Genomic DNA, 17368 nt, shown 5'->3' on the forward strand with positions numbered 1-17368 from the left:
GCAACCCGATTCAACGCAAACAATCCACACTACATCCACATGACCGAACCTGTTCCGTCGATGCGGCAACATTCGCCCTCCGCCGAGCGCAATCGCGAACCGATCCTCGCCGTCTTGCGCACGGCGTTGCCGGCCACGGGCCGCGTACTCGAAATTGCGAGCGGCACGGGTCAACACGCAATGTACTTTGCCGGCGCGATGCCCGGACTGGACTGGCAACCGACCGACGCCGACGCGCAAGCGCGCGAGTCGATTGCTGCATGGATCGCGCACGGCGCGCCGCCGAACGTGCGCGCGCCGCTTGCCCTCGACGTGCATCAGGCCGACTGGGGCGTAGGCGTGCTCGATGCGGTGGTCTGCATCAACATGATTCACATCGCGCCGTGGAGCGCTGCGCAAGCGCTGTTCGCGGGCGCAAGCCGCCATCTCGCTCGTGGCGGTGTACTGTATCTGTACGGCCCTTACAAACGCGGCGGCGCGCACACGGCGCCGAGCAACGAGGCTTTCGACCGGCAATTGCAAAGCCGCAATCCGGCGTGGGGCGTGCGCGACATGGAAGCGGTCGTGGCGCTCGCGGCATCGGAGGGATTCACGTGCGACGAGCCGGTCGCGATGCCGGCCAACAATTTCAGCCTCGTGTTCCGAAAGCGCGAAGCACAGGCGCATTGAACGCTCGGAAAGGGCGCAAAGCCGTGTTGCGTGCCCGTTAACGAGCGGCAAACCGGCATTTCTTTTATGCTTTCACCCTCGACGTCCGGCCGACGTTATTTCCGGCGCGGCGTCACGACACTTTTGGACACTGGAGAATTCACATGGGCAAACAGGCAATCGGCGTGGTGGGGCTGGCGGTCATGGGCCGCAATCTGGCGCTCAACATCGAAAGCCGCGGCCACGCGGTGTCGGTCTACAACCGTAGCCGCGAAAAGACCGACGAACTCATCGCCGAATATCCGGACAGGAAGCTGGTGCCGGCGTTCACGCTCGAAGAGTTCGTGGAGTCGTTGGAAAAACCGCGCCGCATTCTGCTCATGGTCAAGGCCGGCGAGCCGACCGACGCGACCATCGCATCGCTCAAGCCGCTGCTGGAAAAGGGCGACATTCTGATCGACGGCGGCAACACGCATTTCACCGACACGATCCGCCGCAACCAGGAGCTGGCGAAGGCCGGCCTGCACTTTATCGGCACCGGCGTGTCGGGCGGCGAGGAAGGCGCGCTGAAAGGTCCGTCGATCATGCCGGGCGGGCAACGCGACGCATACGACCTGGTTGCGCCGATCCTCACCGAGATCGCCGCAAAGGCGCCGGACGGCGAGCCGTGCGTCGCCTACATGGGCCCGGACGGCGCTGGCCATTTCGTGAAGATGGTGCATAACGGCATCGAATACGGCGACATGCAACTCATCGCCGAAAGCTATGCGGTCCTGAAGCAGGTCGTCGGCCTGTCGAACGAGGAACTCGGCAAGGTCTACACCGAGTGGAATCAGGGCGAGCTCGACAGCTATCTGATCGAAATCACCTCGAAGATTTTCAGCAAGAAAGACGAGGAAACCGGCAAGGATCTGGTCGACGTGATCCTGGATCGCGCGGCGCAGAAAGGTACCGGTAAGTGGACCAGCCAGAATGCGCTCGACCTCGGCGCGCCGCTACCGCTGATTACGGAGGCCGTGTTTGCGCGCGTGCTTTCGTCGCTGAAAGATCAGCGTGTTGCCGCGAGCAAGGTGCTCGACGGGCCGAGCGCGAAGCCGCTTGGAGCTGAGCGCGAAGCGTTCATTGAGTCGGTGCGCCGTGCGCTGTACTTCAGCAAGGTGATCTCGTACGCGCAAGGTTTCGCGCAGTTGCGCGCGGCTTCGGAAGAGTACAAGTGGGATCTGGATTTCGGCACGATTGCCAAGATCTTCCGCGCCGGCTGCATTATCCGCGCGCGCTTCCTGCAGAAGATCACCGACGCCTACACGAAAGAGAAGACGATCGCGAACCTGCTGCTGGACCCGTACTTCCGCGATATTGCGAGCAACTACCAGTCAGCGTTGCGCGAAGTGGTCGTCGCCGCGATCAATGCGGGCGTGCCGGTCCCGGCGTTCGCGTCGGCGGTTGCATATTTCGACGCTTACCGCTCGGAGCGTTTGCCCGCAAACCTCGTGCAGGCGCAGCGCGACTTCTTCGGCGCCCATACGTTCGAGCGTATCGACAAGCCGGGCAGCTTCCACGCGAACTGGAGCTAAACCGCTGTAACCCCTAGCAGCGCGCGCCCGGCGCAGGCCGGGGCGCGCCGTTCCAGGGTATTGAAATGCCTCGGCGGCATTATTGCTGCGAGCGTCGGTCATTTCGACACTGACAGGATTCGGACACCGACTATTGCAATTTCCGGAATAGAGTTTCGTCGTTTTAGGGGTTTCCCCTAGATGTTCTCGCTCCTAAACTTCTACTTAAGCGCTAGGGACACAAAGCCCGAAGCGAATCACAACAAGTTCTGGAGGTTATACATCATGAAGACTCTTATCTCTGCCGTAGTCGTCGCCGCTGCTGTTTTCGCCGCTCCTGTCGCTTCGTTCGCTCAATCGAACCAGCCGGTCACGCGCGCTCAAGTTCGCGCCGAACTGGTCCAACTCGAGAAGGCTGGCTACAACCCGGTCGGCGACCATGTTGACTACCCCGAAAACCTGCAAGCTGCTCAAGCACGTGTCGACGCTCGGAATGGCACCGCGCAAGCCGCAGCTCAAGTAGCCAACAGCGGTTACGGCGCACCGATCGCAGGCAGCTCGCAAGCAGGCCGTGCGGTCACGACCGATCGTAGCTCGGTTTATTTCGGCAACTAATCTGGCAGTCGAGCGGCGCCGAATCGGGCAGCCGTTCGCGTAGAAGCCAACCGGAGGCGCCGCCTGACTGACAGGTGGCCGCCGATAGAAAAACGCCGTCAAGGTTTTTGCCTTGACGGCGTTTTTCTGTTTACCGCTTCGAGGACGCATGGCGCGTGGCAAGCGAGCTGCGCCGGGCGCCTTCTTCGCGCTCTTCGTGACGGAACCGGGCGATTCAACGAGTCGGCAAATGTGGAATCGCTTCGTTGCTCGTCAGATTGAGCTGCTGCATCTGCCGATGTGCCTTGTTCAGATGCGCCTGCGCCGCCACGCGTTGAGCTTCGAGCTGGGACACTTCCTTGCGCACCTGATGCTGCCGGCTCGACGCCGCCTGCTCCTGTGCGCTACGCCGCTGCAAATCGCTGCGTAGCCGTTCGGCTTGCGCTTCAGAGCGAGCGATCTCGCGGGCCAGCTGTTCGTTCTGCGCCTCCAGTTGCGCGCGGCGAGTTTCACAGTCCGAGAGCCGCGTCGCCTGGTCTTCGAAATGATGGAAGGCCGCTTCGGCGGCTTCGAGGTCGGCTGCCTTCAACGCACGCCAGAGCGCGCCGTCCTGATAGAGCGCGACGTAGTACGTGACCTCCTTCGCATGAAACAGCAGGCTCACCGAATACGCGAAGCTGCGAAACACGCGAAACGGCATGAGCGCCTCTTCTTCGGCGAGCCATTCGACTTCGGCCGTATTCGCAATCTGCACGCCACGCGCGCTCACCTGCGACGGCACGGTCTGCACGGGCCGCAATGTCAACACCGGACGAGCGGCGCCGCGCGCCACAGCCGCCTGCGCCGGGTCGGATGCGAACGCGGACGGAGCATCGGACGAAAGTGCTGACGAAAGCGCGGACGGCGCGTCGGACGCCGTCTCCGGCGACGCGTCGTCGGTATCGTCGGGCGGGACGGGCGCGCTGGCATTGTCCTGCGCGACCCTGACGACATGCGATGGGCCTGCCAGCACGCTACGGCGGTTAAGGAGACTTTTCACGGCGGTTCCTCCAGTTGACTCGCCCGAAGGGCCAGACGGCGCCGGCAATAAAGCGTTCCGGCTAACTGGCGGATTGGGCGGTGAGCGAAAAGCAATGGCTCAGCGGCGCGAGTGAGTGGATGCCACGGTTGCGCCGGGGCTGCGCGTGCCTGCGGATGTCGTCCGCGTGCGCAGTCCTAATGCAAGGTGCGATGCCGGCCTATGTCCGCGAATAACGCGTGGCTCGGCTCGAGCGCAAGCAGCCACGATTCGTCGTAGCCGCTCAGAATGTCGAGCGCCTCACGCAGACGCTCGATGGCCAGCGCGGGAATTTCGACGCGCGCCTCCACGCCACCCGACAATCCCGCGATACTCGCAAGTTGCACGAGTGCGTCGGCGGCCTCGGCCACATCGGCGGCAAAAACCAGATGCGTGTTCAACAATTCGGCCAGTCCAGGCGACGCGGCCACGTCGTCGACATTGAGTTGCACGGCGAGAAATGTGGCTTTGTTCATCGTCGACTCCATGCGGGATCCGGTCGTTTCAGTCCACGCCCCGTCGGCGCAGCAAGGTTGAGTATAGGTGAGCGTCCAGAGGTTTCAATGATCACATCATTGCCGCGGCACTCGCTGACTGGGCGTGGAGCGCGTGTCGCGCGACTTATAATGAGCGTTCAAAAAGCTGCCCGGCAGCGCCCGGCGTGCGCTGCGTCCATGGCCGATTGCGACTGGCGCAAAGGCCGCTCTCTCTACCAAATGCGTTAGCGACCATGAAGATCATTCGCAGCAAGAGCTTCACCGCGACGCGCCCGTGGGGCGCGCTCGACATTGCCAACATGGGCGGCATCACGACACGTCTGCATTGGACGGATCAGCCCTACAAGTGGCACGTGAACGACGGCGAAGAAGTGTTCGCCGTGCTGGATGGCCGCGTCGAGATGCGCTATCGCCAGGACGGCGTGGAGCAGGCGGCAATTCTTGAAACGGGCGATGTGTTCTATGCGTCCGTGGGCACCGAGCACGTGGCGCATCCGATCGGCCCGGCGCGCATTCTCGTGGTAGAAGCCGAGGGCAGTGTTTAAGTTTGCAGGCGCGGTGATGTGCGAGGTTGCAGTGCGCTGACCCGCGCGCGGTACGGCAATTGCTACGGGCATCGATCAAGACGATCGATCAGAAGCTCGAATCCAAAAAATGTCGAGGACAAATCACATGATGAGACCATGGCAACTGAAGGGGACCCGTTTGCTGGCGACTGCCGCGCTAGGCGTGATACTCAACGGCTGCGTGAGTGCGCCGTGGGACAACACGCCGTTCTACGGCAACACACAGTCCCGGCCCACCACGCTCAGCACGGTGCCCGTGCCGGCGGGTTTCTATCGCGTCAATCCCGGCGATACGCTTGCCGGAGTCGCATCGGCTTATGGGCACAGGCCGCAGGACATCGCGACCTGGAACGGTCTGCCGGTCAACGCGGCCGTTGCTCCCGGGCAGGTGCTGCGCGTTGCTCCGCCGATGGCGTCCGGCCGCGTCGCGGCGCCGCCCGTCGCTGCGGCGCCGAGCACGCCCGCGGCACCGGCCGCGCCCTCAGCACCAGCCGCACCCACGGCGGCGGCGCCGCAGCAGGGCGTGCTGCAATGGCCGTTGCGGGGGCCTATCCTCAAGACCTTCGCCGCAGGCAGGTCGAACGGCATCGTGATCGGCGGACGACCGGGCGACCCCGTCAAGGCAGCCGCCACCGGCCGTGTGGTCTACGCGGGTTCGGGCATCGAGGCGTACGGGCCGCTCATCATCATCAAGCACGACGACTCGCTGATCACCGCTTACGGCCAGAACAGCACGCTGCTCGTCAAGGAAGGCGATGCGGTTGCGCAAGGCCAGACCATCAGCGAAGTCGGCGTGGATAGCCGCGGTGTCGCGTCGATCCAGTTCGAGGTTCGTCAGAACGGCCAGCCGGTCGATCCGCTCGCATGGCTGCCTAAGTCCGGCGGGTAGATGTAGTTGAGCCTCGCTTGAGCCTGGCCTGTGTGCGGGCTGAACTGAGGGCTGAACTGCGGGCTGAGCCAGGCACGCTTCAACCGACTTTCACGCGGCCATGCGAGCGCCGCGTGAATTGAATACACTGTGTGGCTCACGAGCCGGCGCCGCTGCTGCCGTTGCAACCATTGCGACCGTTGCACGCGGACGTGGCAAGCCGGCCGTCCGTCATGGCCTCTCACACGAAAGACGCACAGGGACACACAATGATCGATTTGCGCAGCGATACCGTAACCCGTCCGACTCCGGCGATGCTCGCAGCCATGTCGGCCGCCGAAGTCGGCGACGACGTCTGGGGCGACGACCCGACCGTGCTGCGTCTGCAGTCGACGCTTGCCGAACGTACCGGCAAAGAGGCCGGTCTGTTCTTCCCGAGCGGCACGCAAAGCAATCTCGCGGCGTTGATGGCGCACTGCGCGCGCGGCGACGAATACATCGTCGGGCAGCTGGCCCACACGTACAAATACGAAGGCGGCGGTGCGGCGGTGCTCGGCAGCATTCAGCCGCAACCGCTTGAAAATGCCGCAGACGGTTCCATTCCGCTCGACAAGATCGCGGCCGCGATTAAACCGATCGACAACCACTTTGCGCGCACGCGTCTGCTGGCGCTGGAAAACACGATCGGCGGGAAAGTGCTGCCGGAGGGTTATGTCGCAGAAGCTGTCGGACTTGCTCGCGAACGCGGTTTGACGGCGCACCTGGATGGCGCGCGCGTCTTTAATGCGTCGGTTGCGTCGGGCAAGCCGGTTGCGGCGCTGTGCGAGCCGTTCGATTCCGTTTCGATCTGCTTTTCGAAAGGCCTCGGCGCGCCGGTCGGCTCGGTTCTGGTCGGCAGCCAGGCACTGATCGACGTGGCCCACCGCTGGCGCAAGGTGCTCGGCGGCGGCATGCGCCAGGCGGGCGTGCTGGCGGCGGCCTGCCTGTATGCGCTGGAGCACAACGTCGAGCGTCTCGCCGACGACCACGCGAACGCCGCGCATCTGGCGGCGGGTCTTGAAGCCATCGACCAGGTGAAGGTGCAGTCTGTTGCAACCAACATGGTGTTCGCGCAGTTTCCGCAGCAGCATTGCGCGCCGCTCGAAGCCTGGCTCAAAGAGCGCGGCATTCTTACGCAGATGTTGTACGCGTCGAGGTTCGTTACGCACAAAGACGTGTCGCGTGAGGACATCGACACGTTCATCGCGGCAGTGAAGGGGTACTTCGCCGCACGTTGATTGCGTGCCGCTCGGGAGGCGATCGAGCAAGACGTGTCACGTGACATATTGATCGCCTCAGCGAACCGGCATTGCGCGGTGTCCGTCCGGCCGTGCTGACGCTGGCCGTCGAGCGGATATCAATCTGTAATCAATTGACGAGAACGGGCGCGCTGTCCAATAGCGCGCCCGTTTTCATTTCCCCGACGCTTTCGCGTGCGCGCCCGCACGATGCGACGGTGCAAGGAGCCGCAATCCGCTCGCCAGACTCGCCGCGCCCGCGAAGAAGGCGCCCGCGCCGAGCGCGAGCGTCGGCCCGTGCCGGCCCGCGATCCCGAAGCTCAACGCGACCAGCGCCGCGCCGGTGGTCTGGCCGAGCAGCCGCGCCGTCGCGACGATGCCGCTTGCTCCGCCGCTGCGCTCGGGCGGCGCGCTCGCCATCAGCGCTTTCAGATTCGGCGATTGGAAAAAGCCGAAACCCGCGCCGCAAATTGCCATGCGAATGCCGATGTCGAGCACGTGCGGATGCACCGGCAGTAGCGCAAGCGAGGCCATTCCCGCCGACATCACCGCGAGTCCGACTGCGCCGAGCAGGCCGGGCGGATAGCGGTCGGACAAGCTGCCCGCGAGCGGCGCCGCCAACGCGACGACGACCGGCCACGGCGTCATCAGAAAGCCGGTTTCAACCTGGCTGCGGTGCAGTACATCCTCGAAATAAAAGGGCAGCGAGACGAACGCCAGGCCTTGCGCGGCGAACGAGCACACGGCGGTCACTGCCGACAGCGCGAACACGGGCCGCTTGAAAAGATCGACCGGCAGCATGGGCGCCGGGTGCCCGGCTTCACGGCGAATCAGCAGCAGGCCAAAAATCACCGTGACGGCAGCGGCGCTCAGCACGAGTTGCGTCGATGCGCGCTGCGCCGCTTCGCCCAGCGCAAAGATCAGTGCGGCGAACGTCACCACGTTCAGCAGCGCGGCGAGCGGATCGAAGTTGTGTGCGCCGCGCTCCGTGTGCGGCAGCGCAGGCCATGCAAAAGCCAGCGCCAGCACGCCGAGCGGCACATTGACGGCGAATAGCCACGGCCAGGAAGCGACCGAGAGAATCAGCGACGCGACCGTGGGACCCACCGCAAACGACACGCCGACGATCAGCGCGTTCATGCCGAGCCCGCGTCCGAGCCGGTGCGGCGGATACAGGAAGCGGATCAGCGCGGTATTGACGCTCATGATCGCGCTCGCACCCAGGCCTTGCAGCACGCGTGCGCCCGCAAGCATCGGCAGGGTCGGCGCCATCGAGCAGGCGAGCGACGCGATGGTAAACAGCGCAATGCCGCCGATATAAATCCGCCGATGCCCAATGATGTCGCCGAGCGCGGCAAGCGGCAGCAGCGTCGCGACCATCGCGAGCTGATAAGCGTTGATGATCCACACCGATGCAGCGGGCGCCGCGTGCAGATCGGCGGCGATCGCGGGCAGTGCGGTGTTGGCGATCGCCGTGTCGAGCGTCGCGAGCGCGACGGCAAGCATGATCGCCGCCATCGCACGGCGGTTGGCGGCGGACATGGGAGCATCCGCGGGAAAGGGCGGCGCGGACGCCGCGCTCAGCTTGTCGGACAAGGCATGGCTCGTCGGGTGTGCGTGTCGACGCGGCACGAATCTGAACATGCGGCGCGCGAGTCGCAAGGTTGTGCATAACGCAAGGCGCGGGCTTGTTGGGCGAAGCCCAAGGCCGCCGCGCGGCGAATGTAGCGATTGTTACAGAGCCCGGGAATTCCTGCAGCGCACGCGGGCGCTGTAAGGTGGATGAAAATCGAATGTGTATGCAACTAACTGTCAGCCCCGCGGCGCGCCTTCGAGTTGACGCGCGCCGTCGCCGGTTGTACGCCGTCGCAGGTTGCGCACGGCACCTCTAGCCGTCACACGCTCGATACGCTTGTCGCCAGCATCAGCCAGATGAAGCTTGAAACTCAATCGCTTCTTCGGCCGTCCGGACGTTAGGAACCGAAAAAATAATTGCTTCTGTCACGTGATTTGCGTCGCATCCTGTCACGCTTGCGGCGAACACCTTCACACTTTGGCATCACTGCTCCGATCAACCGATGCACGCGCGCAGTGCCCTTTCACGCGCGCCTTGCACCGTGCGCGTGCGCAAAAGTGGCCGGCTCTGTTCGTGGCCGCGCAGACAGGCGGGCATGGCATGTGCGTGATCAGCACCCGCGCTCGCCGACATCCGGGAGTCGTAAAATGTCCTACTCTGATTCTTAACCCGCCTGACCGGCACGCGCCTCCCGTCCGTCATCTGTGCGGTTCGCGCATGTCGCAGCGTTTTTTCCCGGAGGCTTCGATGACAGCCGTCGATCTGGAATTCGACCAGCTCAACAGTACCGTCGACGCGCTACGGCGCTCAATTTCCAATCGCATGATGTACGGCGTCGGCAAGGACGCCGTCACCGCGCATCCGCATGACTGGCTGCACGCCGCGGCGCTCGCCGTGCGCGACCGGCTCGTCGCACGCTGGATGAAGACCACCCGCCTGCAATACGAGCAGGACGTGAAGCGCGTCTACTACCTGTCGATGGAGTTCCTGATCGGCCGGACCTTTACCAACGCGTTGCTCGCGCTGGGCATTCACGATCAGATGAAGGAGGCGTTGGCGAGCCTCGGCGTCGACATGGACGCGCTCATCGATATAGAGCCCGACGCCGCGCTCGGCAATGGCGGTCTCGGCCGGCTCGCCGCATGTTTTCTCGATTCGATGGCGACGCTCGGCATTCCCGGCTTCGGCTACGGCATCCGTTATGAATACGGCATGTTCCGTCAGGAGATCGTCAACGGCGAGCAGGTCGAGGCGCCCGACTACTGGTTGCGCGCGGGTAACCCGTGGGAGTTTCCGCGGCCCGAGATCAAGTACACCGTGCATTTCGGCGGCCGCACCGTGCAGCGCGGCGATCAGGTCGAATGGATCGACACCGAGCATGTGAACGCAACGGCATACGACACGGTGATTCCCGGCTACGCGACCGACGCGACCAACACGCTGAGACTGTGGTCCGCGCGTGCCACCGACGAACTGGACCTCGGCGCGTTCAACCGCGGCGACTACCGCAACGCGGTGGACACGAAGAACATGTCGGAGAACGTGTCGCGCCTTCTCTATCCGGACGACTCGACGCCGGCCGGTCGCGAACTGCGGCTGCGTCAGGAATACTTCTTCGTCTCGGCGACCATGCAGGATCTGATCCGCCGCTATCAGCGCACGCACAGCACGTTCGGGCGCTTCTCCGAAAAGGTCGCGGTGCATCTGAACGACACGCACCCCGTGCTCGCGATTCCCGAGCTCATGCGTCTGCTCGTGGACGTGCATCATCTGCCGTGGGACAAGGCGTGGAAACACGTCACGCAGATTTTCTCGTACACGAACCACACGCTGATGCCCGAAGCGCTCGAAACATGGGACGTCGAGATGCTGTCGAGGCTGCTGCCGCGGCATCTGGAGATCATCTTCGAGATCAATGCCGGCTTTCTGAAGCATGTCAGCGAGCGTTCGGGCCATGACGCCGAAATGATCCGCCGTATTTCTCTCGTCGACGAATACGGTCAGCGGCGGGTGCGCATGGCGTATCTGGCGATTGTCGCGAGCCACAAGGTGAACGGCGTGTCGAAGCTGCATTCGCAGCTCATGACGCGCGACATCTTCGCCGACTTCGCGCGCATTTATCCGGACCGCTTTACGAATGTGACCAACGGCATTACGCCGCGGCGCTGGCTGTCGCAGGCGAGCCCGTCGCTGTCGTCGCTGATCGATCAGCGGATCGGCACGCATTGGCGCAGCAATCTGTTCGAGCTCGAGCAGCTACGCGAGCTGCGCGGCGATAGCGGCTTTGTCGAAGCGTTCCGTGAAGCGAAGCGGCAGAATAAATTGCGCCTCGTGCAGCGGCTCGCGCATCACACGAAGCTGCATTTCGATCCTGATGCGCTGTTCGATCTGCAGGTGAAGCGCATTCACGAATACAAGCGGCAGCTGTTGAACGTGTTGCATGTGATCGTGCGCTACAACCAGATTCGCGCGAATCCGGAGCACAACTGGATACCGCGCGTCGTGATGTTCGCCGGCAAGGCGGCATCCGCTTACCGGATGGCGAAGACGATCATCAAACTGATCGGCGACGTGAGTCAGAAGGTCAATCACGATCCGCTGATCGGCGACCGCCTCAAAGTGGTGTTCGTGCCCAACTATGGCGTGAGCGTGGCGGAACTGATCATTCCCGCCGCCGATCTGTCCGAACAGATTTCGATGGCAGGCACTGAAGCGTCGGGCACCGGCAATATGAAGCTCGCGCTCAACGGTGCGTTGACGATTGGTACGATGGACGGCGCGAACATCGAAATCTGCGACGCCGTGGGCCGCGAGAACATCTTCATCTTCGGTCACACGGCGGACGAAGTGGACGACCTGCGTGCAAGCGGCTACCGGCCGCGGCAAGTGTACGAGGAGAACGCCGAACTCCGCATGGCCCTCGACCAGATCCGCAGCGGTTATTTCTCGCCCGACGATCCGTTGCGCTTCTCCGATATTTTCCACACGCTGGTGGACTGGGGCGATCACTACATGGTGCTTGCCGATTTCGCCGCGTTTGCGAAGGCGCAGAGTGAAGTGGACGCGCGTTTCGTCGACAAACGCGCGTGGACCGAGAGCGCGATCGAGAACGTGGCGGGCATGGGGCAGTTTTCGTCGGATCGAACCATCAGCGAATACGCACGCGAGATCTGGCGCGTCGATCCGCTTAATCTGGGCTGAGCGTTTGCGTTGCTCCGCTGCGGATCGCGTGACTTCCGCAGCGGCGAAAAAAAGGCCGCGCGTCAGTTAAACGACGCGCGGCCTTTTCTTGTTGAAGCTATGTTACGGCGTGAGGTTTTCAACTGCCCGATTCGCGTAGAGACCCAATTGAGCACGCGGAAAATCGAACAGCACGTCGATATTCTGCATGCCCATCAGACCGATCACGATGCGGTTCTCGCCCGGTTGCGCCTTGACGATGGTCACTTGCGCGTCTTCGTAGCGGTGCACCCAGTTGCCCGAGCCAACCGCTGTGTTGTAGTTACCCTGTATCAGCACTTTGCCCACGCTGTCGTCGCCGGTCCAGTTCGGCGCGGTATCCGTTTCAATGCGGATCATGCCGGTGGTGGCCGTGGCGAACACGAGCGGCGCGCAGAACGTCATCTTGTCGCCGACATTGATGCAGCCTCGCGGCCATTGCATCGTGCCGTCGTTCGATACGGTCATCGGCACGATCGTGTAGTCCTTCGTGATTGCGCTCGACGGGCTCAATAGCAGATACGGCTTCGCGAAGTTCGAGTGCACGAGATACCGCTCGCCAATGTGGCCGGCTAATGCGCGCAGCGGCTGTGTGCAACAGGCGTCGCCCGGTTGCGCTGCGCCCACGCCGAAAAGTCCCGAGAAGGCCCAGCCGAATTCGCCGCTGTAGCCGTCCATCGCAACGCAATGTCTCGAGGTGGCCTGGCAACTGACGGTGTCGACCGCTTGCGCGCCGATCTCTACGGCCTTCGATCCGGCGACGCTCAGCGGCAATTTCACGGCCATGCCCGAAACCTGCGCGCCGTTCGCGAGCAGCAACGTGCTGGCTGGCGCGGCGCTCGCATAGTCGGAACCCGGCAGCACCGATTTCAATACACGCACACCTTGCGTGCCCGTATCGAGCGCGACGTAGACGGGTTTGCCGTCCAGTTCGACCGGCAGGCCGAGGCGCGCGTGATCCTCGTCGGCGCGTTCCACATGGAGAGGAATCAGCACGCCGTCTTTGCCGCCGTTGATCAGCGAGACAGCGGGAGCCGGCGGCGTGGGCGTCGGGAAAGTGACCGAGCAGCCGCTCAACGTCGATAGCGCGCCAGCGGAGACCAGCATAGCAGCGGTGAAACGGGAAAAGTGACGGTGCAGATGCCGGCACGCGGCATCGACAATAGGCAGGGACATGGGGCACGCTCGCAAAAGCGCGGTCCCTGGCGAAGGCGATGCATACGACCGCTTTACGGAAAGAGATGCACCGGCAAGGCGCTAGCAAAACGCTAGCAAAACGCACCAGCAAAGCCACCGGCTCTTACTGGTTGCTAGCAGTGCGAGCGGAGTGCCCCGATGCCGCAGCACATGCAGCTCGTGCGGCAACGCGAGGCCTGCGCCAGGGAACGCGCGATAACAGAAGCGGCGACTCTACCTGCGCACCAACGCGCACTTGCAAAGATGTGTGAAGACCTGAAGCGTGGAGCGACGCGCAGCAGCGGGTCTCTTGACGTCGATGGATATACCGCGCTGTGAGCACTGCCGGCGGCGGTTGCTCGGGCCCGCGGGCGCGGGCCCCGCTTTGACTTGCTCAGGCTTTCTGCGCCGCAGACGCAGCTGTGCCTTTAGCTTCGTTCACGGCCGCGCCGACGCGCTCGACGAACTCACGATCGACGCTCGAAAGCGCCTCGCGTTCGCCGTTGGCCGTTTGCACCATCAGACGATGCGTGATGTCCTGCGTCACCCAGGTGAGCCAGCCGACAACCACCAGCATCACGCCACACACGATGCCCACCGGCGCGTGCAGTACGCCGCCAACAATCCCGCCGACGAGCCCCAGCAGCGAAATGGTGACGGGCAATATCTTGTTCTTCTCCACGGTGACGACCTGCACGCTGACGATGTCGCGCAGCGGAAAGACCTGGCCAGCGGATGAGAGCGCGTTGCGCGTGACAGACACGCCGCGATCGTTGAATGGGTTTTCCATCGAGATTGAATGCAAGCTGTTGCAAAGGGCGCAGGGTACCAGACTTCAAAGTTCCAACGGAAATCGGTTCTTTCACCGCCCGGCAGCGGATCGACTAGCGGGTCGCGGCGGACCTGTCCCGAAACAGCTGTGCTTCTTCGCAAAGCCATTTCGTGAAAAGGCGAAGTCCTTTTTTAGGACGCGTCGACGCCGTTTGCACGAGTCGATATGAGAACCCCGGCAGCGACGGGCCTTCGATGCGGCGCAGGCGCCCGGTGCGCAATTCTTCGTCGATTAGCACGCTGCTGCACATCAACGGACCCAGGCCACATTCCGCCGCGTAGAGCGCTAGCATCTCGTCGCTGTACCAGGAAATGCGCGACTCCACAGTCTGGTCGTGCTCGACGAGCGCAAGCCACGCGGACCAGTCCGGGGCGTTCAGCGCGCCGTTTTCCCACCTGTACGCGAGAAACGGAAGTTTGCGGAAGTCTTTGATGACCGGCGGACGATCTTCGGGGCAAATGCCGCGATCCGCGACCGCGAAATAGCAGTCCTCCAGGATCACGGAACTCTGCTCGCCGGCGCCGACGGGACCATAGCGGATCGCCAGGTCGATATGGTCCGCGCGCAGATCGACGGATTTCTCGGAGCCATGGATATGCACCGTGACGTCCGGGTGAATCGCATTGAACCGCGCCAGCCTGGGCATCAGCCAGCGCTGCGCGAATGCACGGGTGGCCGAGATCCGGATCGAATCTTCGTCGACGCGGGAATTGACCGCCTCGAACGCCTGAGCGATCTGGTCGAAGCCATCTCTCACGAGCGGATAGATCGTTTTGCCCACCGGCGTAAGCGTGACCGCACCGCCCGTTCTCTCGAACAGTTTGTGGCCGATGCGCGCCTCGAGTTGCCGGACCTGGTGGCTCACCGCCGTGATAGTCACGGACAGCTCAGCGGCGGCCTCGGTAAAACTCTGATGCCGGGCGGCAGCCTCGAATGCGCGGATTGAATTGAGCGGTGGCAACTTGCGCATGGCGAGATACCTTCACGAAGGCCGGCCGGTTACGGTGAATGCATTTTACCGAAAGCAACCGTGCGCCCTTGTCACTCGTCGCGACGCTTTCGTCCAGAAACGCCTTCAGCGCCATTGATAGTGCTGGTGTGATCAATCAATCACCCGTTGATGCTGTGACATGTTGCGAGTCGGCTCACCAGTACCGGCACCGCAGCGAAAGCATCCGCGACCGATGCTTCGTGTCGTTCGTCGCCGAACTCCTGGTAGCTGATGCTGATGGCGTGACTTTCTTCGACGCCAAGATAATTCGCGCAGGTCAGAATGTGTGTTTCGAGGTGATTCATCTTCTCGCGCACGCCGCCCGGGCCGAATCCAAATTCGCCGTGCGAACTCAGAATGACGAGCTTTTTGCCGCGCATGACTGGCTCAAGCGGAAAGTCTCCGCGTGCAAGATCGAACGTGAACGTCTTGCCGATTCGAATGACCATGTCGAACCATGACTTCAATGCCGCTGGCATTCCATAGTTGTACATCGGCGTGCCGATCACGATCAGATCCGCGCGGTCGAGTTCGTCGATCAGTTCGTCGGACAGCCGCAATGCTTCGCGCTGCGCCGGCGTGAGGTTCTCCGCAGGCGTGAAAACGGCAGCGATCCAGTCCTCGGAAATGGCCGGCGGTGGATTGGCTCCCACGTCGCGGGTAATGATTCGGGTTGCGGGCTCGATTTCCTGCCATGCGTCGACGAAGGCGCCGGACAGCTTGCGGCTGAGCGAACGGCTACTGCGCGCGCTGGCGGTGATGTGAAGGAGAGTAGTCATCGCGTGTGCGTTCCTTGGCATGATGAGACGAAACAACGGGAACGTCGATTTAGCCACGCGGCTGCGCTTCGTGAAATTGACGATTTTCTTGTGAGCTTGAGAAAAACTCAACTCGAAGCGGCGGGCAAGTACCCGCTCCTGGCTGCGCACAGAAAAGCGCAGCATAATCGGAGGCACGAGCCGCACGAGGCGCACTGAATGCAGGTGCTTTCGCAACAGCTCGATATGTGCGAACCCTTCAGCGCTTCGCAACGATTCAAAGGTCAGATCGTGAAATCCGGACAAGGCGCGATATGCGTCGCTCTCATCGCCGCTGCGCTATTCGGCGCCGCCACGCCGTTGGCCAAAGCGTTGCTCGGATCAGTCGATCCGTTCATGCTGGCGGGACTGTTCTATCTGGGCAGTGGAGTCGGGCTCGGCCTGGGTATCGCGTGGCGTTCACTGACGTCGCCGGGCTCGCGACCCAGCACCGGCCATCGCATCAATAAAGGCGAACTGCCTTGGCTTCTTGGGGCAATTGCTACGGGCGGCGTCGCGGGTCCGGCGCTGCTGATGATGGGACTATCGAGCACGCCGGCGGCCACGAGTTCGTTGTTATTGAATCTCGAAGGCGTATTGACCGCCGTAATTGCCTGGGCGATTTTCCGCGAGAATGTCGACGTTCAGGTCTTCCTCGGCATGGTGGCGATCGTCGCGGGGGGCATGATTCTGTCGTGGCATCCCGGATCGACGCGCGTACCCGTCGGGGCACTGCTGATTGTCGGCGCATGTCTGTGCTGGGCCATCGACAACAATCTCACGCGTAAGGTCGCTGCAAACGACGCAATGGTGATTGCGTGCGTCAAGGGCCTCGTGGCCGGTCCGGTGAATCTCGCGATTGCGATCGCCGCCGGCGCTTCGCTTCCATCTGCTGGAACCGTGGCGGCGGCCATGCTGACCGGGTTAGCCGGCTATGGCGTTAGCCTCGTATTGTTCGTCGTCGCTCTGCGCCATCTCGGTACGGCGCGTACCGGCGCTTACTTTTCGGTCGCACCGCTGTTCGGCGTGATGCTGTCACTCGTCATCTGGCCTGCGCTGCCCGATCCGTCTTTCTCAGCCGCCGCTCTTCTGATGGCGCTCGGAATCTGGCTCCACGTGCGGGAAAGGCACGAGCATCGACATAGTCATGAGCGACTCGAACACACGCACCGGCATCGTCATGACGAACACCATCGACACGAGCACGACTTTCCTTATTCCGGCGACGAGCCGCATACTCACCCGCACGTCCATCTGCCGGTCACGCATTCGCATGCGCATTTTCCCGATATTCATCACCGCCACCGCCATTAGCGCCCGGCCGCGACAGGCGAGGGCTGTCATCCGCTTGCGCTTAGCGCCTTGAAAAGTGCGTGATGATCGAACGGTTTCTGACAGCGCGGGTAGTGACGATAGCGTGCATCCACCGCGTCGATTCCATAGCCCGTTGCGAAAACGAACCGTATATGTCTCGATGCGAGCGCGTCCGCCACCGGATAGGACGGTTCACCATTCAGATCGACGTCGAGAATCGCCGCGTCGATGTGTTCGTTGCCTTCCTCGACCAACGTGACAGCTTCGCGCGCTCCCGAAATCGGTCCGACAACGCTTGCTCCAGCGCCTTCCAGCACGGTGGAGAGCGCAAGCGCGACCAGATAGTCGTCTTCGACTACCATGATCCTTTGACCTGTGAGCACGTTTGCGAACCCCATGTTCA

At 62.8% G+C, this 17368-nt stretch carries 16 protein-coding genes; 8 read left to right on the plus strand and 8 right to left on the minus strand.

Features of this window, described 5'->3' with window-relative positions; translation table 11 throughout:
* Positions 1-39 precede the first annotated feature (39 nt).
* The 3 genes from SB753_RS15395 (at position 40) to SB753_RS15405 (ending at position 2816) form a co-directional block, all read left to right on the plus strand.
* Entirely contained in the window at positions 40-669 is a 630-nt protein-coding gene (locus SB753_RS15395; protein WP_087753973.1) for a DUF938 domain-containing protein, read from the plus strand.
* Between the two features lie 143 nt (positions 670-812).
* On the plus strand, positions 813-2222 hold the full coding sequence (gene gndA / locus SB753_RS15400) for an NADP-dependent phosphogluconate dehydrogenase (protein WP_087753972.1): 1410 nt from the start codon (positions 813-815) through the stop codon (positions 2220-2222).
* A 264-nt stretch (positions 2223-2486) separates the two neighbouring features.
* Positions 2487-2816, plus strand: a complete 330-nt coding sequence (locus tag SB753_RS15405) for a DUF4148 domain-containing protein (RefSeq protein ID WP_410800576.1) — start codon at positions 2487-2489, stop codon at positions 2814-2816.
* Positions 2817-3030: 214 nt separating this feature from the next.
* On the opposite strand, the gene SB753_RS15410 is transcribed toward SB753_RS15405, so the two are convergent.
* Positions 3031-3834, minus strand: a complete 804-nt coding sequence (locus SB753_RS15410) for a DUF2968 domain-containing protein (protein WP_410800577.1) — start codon at positions 3832-3834, stop codon at positions 3031-3033.
* 176 nt (positions 3835-4010) lie between these two features.
* Complete coding sequence (locus tag SB753_RS15415; RefSeq protein WP_020068086.1) at positions 4011-4328, minus strand: hypothetical protein; 318 nt, start codon at positions 4326-4328, stop codon at positions 4011-4013.
* A gap of 254 nt (positions 4329-4582) precedes the next feature.
* Between SB753_RS15415 and SB753_RS15420 the strand changes: the two genes are divergently transcribed.
* The 3 genes from SB753_RS15420 (at position 4583) to ltaE (ending at position 7060) form a co-directional block, all read left to right on the plus strand.
* Complete coding sequence (locus SB753_RS15420; RefSeq protein ID WP_088175817.1) at positions 4583-4894, plus strand: cupin domain-containing protein; 312 nt, start codon at positions 4583-4585, stop codon at positions 4892-4894.
* A 127-nt stretch (positions 4895-5021) separates the two neighbouring features.
* Positions 5022-5804, plus strand: coding sequence for a peptidoglycan DD-metalloendopeptidase family protein (locus tag SB753_RS15425; protein ID WP_410800580.1), 783 nt, complete (start codon positions 5022-5024; stop codon positions 5802-5804).
* A 248-nt stretch (positions 5805-6052) separates the two neighbouring features.
* Entirely contained in the window at positions 6053-7060 is a 1008-nt protein-coding gene (ltaE, locus tag SB753_RS15430) for a low-specificity L-threonine aldolase (RefSeq protein ID WP_410801041.1), read from the plus strand.
* 174 nt (positions 7061-7234) lie between these two features.
* Here ltaE and SB753_RS15435 read toward each other — a convergent pair whose 3' ends face one another.
* Positions 7235-8602 carry an MFS transporter gene (locus SB753_RS15435; protein ID WP_087754000.1) on the minus strand — a complete coding sequence of 456 codons (1368 nt, stop codon included), beginning with the start codon at positions 8600-8602 and terminating at the stop codon, positions 7235-7237.
* Positions 8603-9383: 781 nt separating this feature from the next.
* Here SB753_RS15435 and SB753_RS15440 point away from each other — a divergent pair.
* The gene (locus SB753_RS15440) at positions 9384-11837 is read left to right on the plus strand and encodes a glycogen/starch/alpha-glucan phosphorylase (protein WP_410800582.1); all 2454 of its coding nucleotides are present in this window, start codon (positions 9384-9386) and stop codon (positions 11835-11837) included.
* Positions 11838-11939: 102 nt separating this feature from the next.
* On the opposite strand, the gene SB753_RS15445 is transcribed toward SB753_RS15440, so the two are convergent.
* From SB753_RS15445 to SB753_RS15460, 4 genes are all read right to left on the minus strand, one after another.
* Positions 11940-13031 carry a hypothetical protein gene (locus SB753_RS15445; protein WP_410800583.1) on the minus strand — a complete coding sequence of 364 codons (1092 nt, stop codon included), beginning with the start codon at positions 13029-13031 and terminating at the stop codon, positions 11940-11942.
* A gap of 394 nt (positions 13032-13425) precedes the next feature.
* A complete protein-coding gene (locus SB753_RS15450; protein WP_410800585.1) occupies positions 13426-13821 on the minus strand; it encodes a DUF6232 family protein in 396 nt (131 codons plus the stop codon).
* 94 nt (positions 13822-13915) lie between these two features.
* Positions 13916-14833 carry a LysR substrate-binding domain-containing protein gene (locus tag SB753_RS15455; protein WP_410800587.1) on the minus strand — a complete coding sequence of 306 codons (918 nt, stop codon included), beginning with the start codon at positions 14831-14833 and terminating at the stop codon, positions 13916-13918.
* Positions 14834-14973: 140 nt separating this feature from the next.
* Entirely contained in the window at positions 14974-15633 is a 660-nt protein-coding gene (locus SB753_RS15460) for an FMN-dependent NADH-azoreductase (protein ID WP_410800589.1), read from the minus strand.
* A gap of 225 nt (positions 15634-15858) precedes the next feature.
* On the opposite strand from SB753_RS15460, the gene SB753_RS15465 reads away from it, so the two are divergent.
* Positions 15859-16965: a DMT family transporter gene (locus SB753_RS15465; protein ID WP_410801043.1), complete on the plus strand. Its 1107-nt coding sequence runs from the start codon at positions 15859-15861 to the stop codon at positions 16963-16965.
* Between the two features lie 26 nt (positions 16966-16991).
* Here SB753_RS15465 and SB753_RS15470 read toward each other — a convergent pair whose 3' ends face one another.
* On the minus strand, positions 16992-17363 hold the full coding sequence (locus tag SB753_RS15470) for a response regulator (RefSeq protein WP_020068096.1): 372 nt from the start codon (positions 17361-17363) through the stop codon (positions 16992-16994).
* Positions 17364-17368 lie beyond the last annotated feature (5 nt).

This window comes from Paraburkholderia sp. SIMBA_053 (assembly GCF_046534895.1).
GTDB lineage: Bacteria > Pseudomonadota > Gammaproteobacteria > Burkholderiales > Burkholderiaceae > Paraburkholderia > Paraburkholderia caledonica.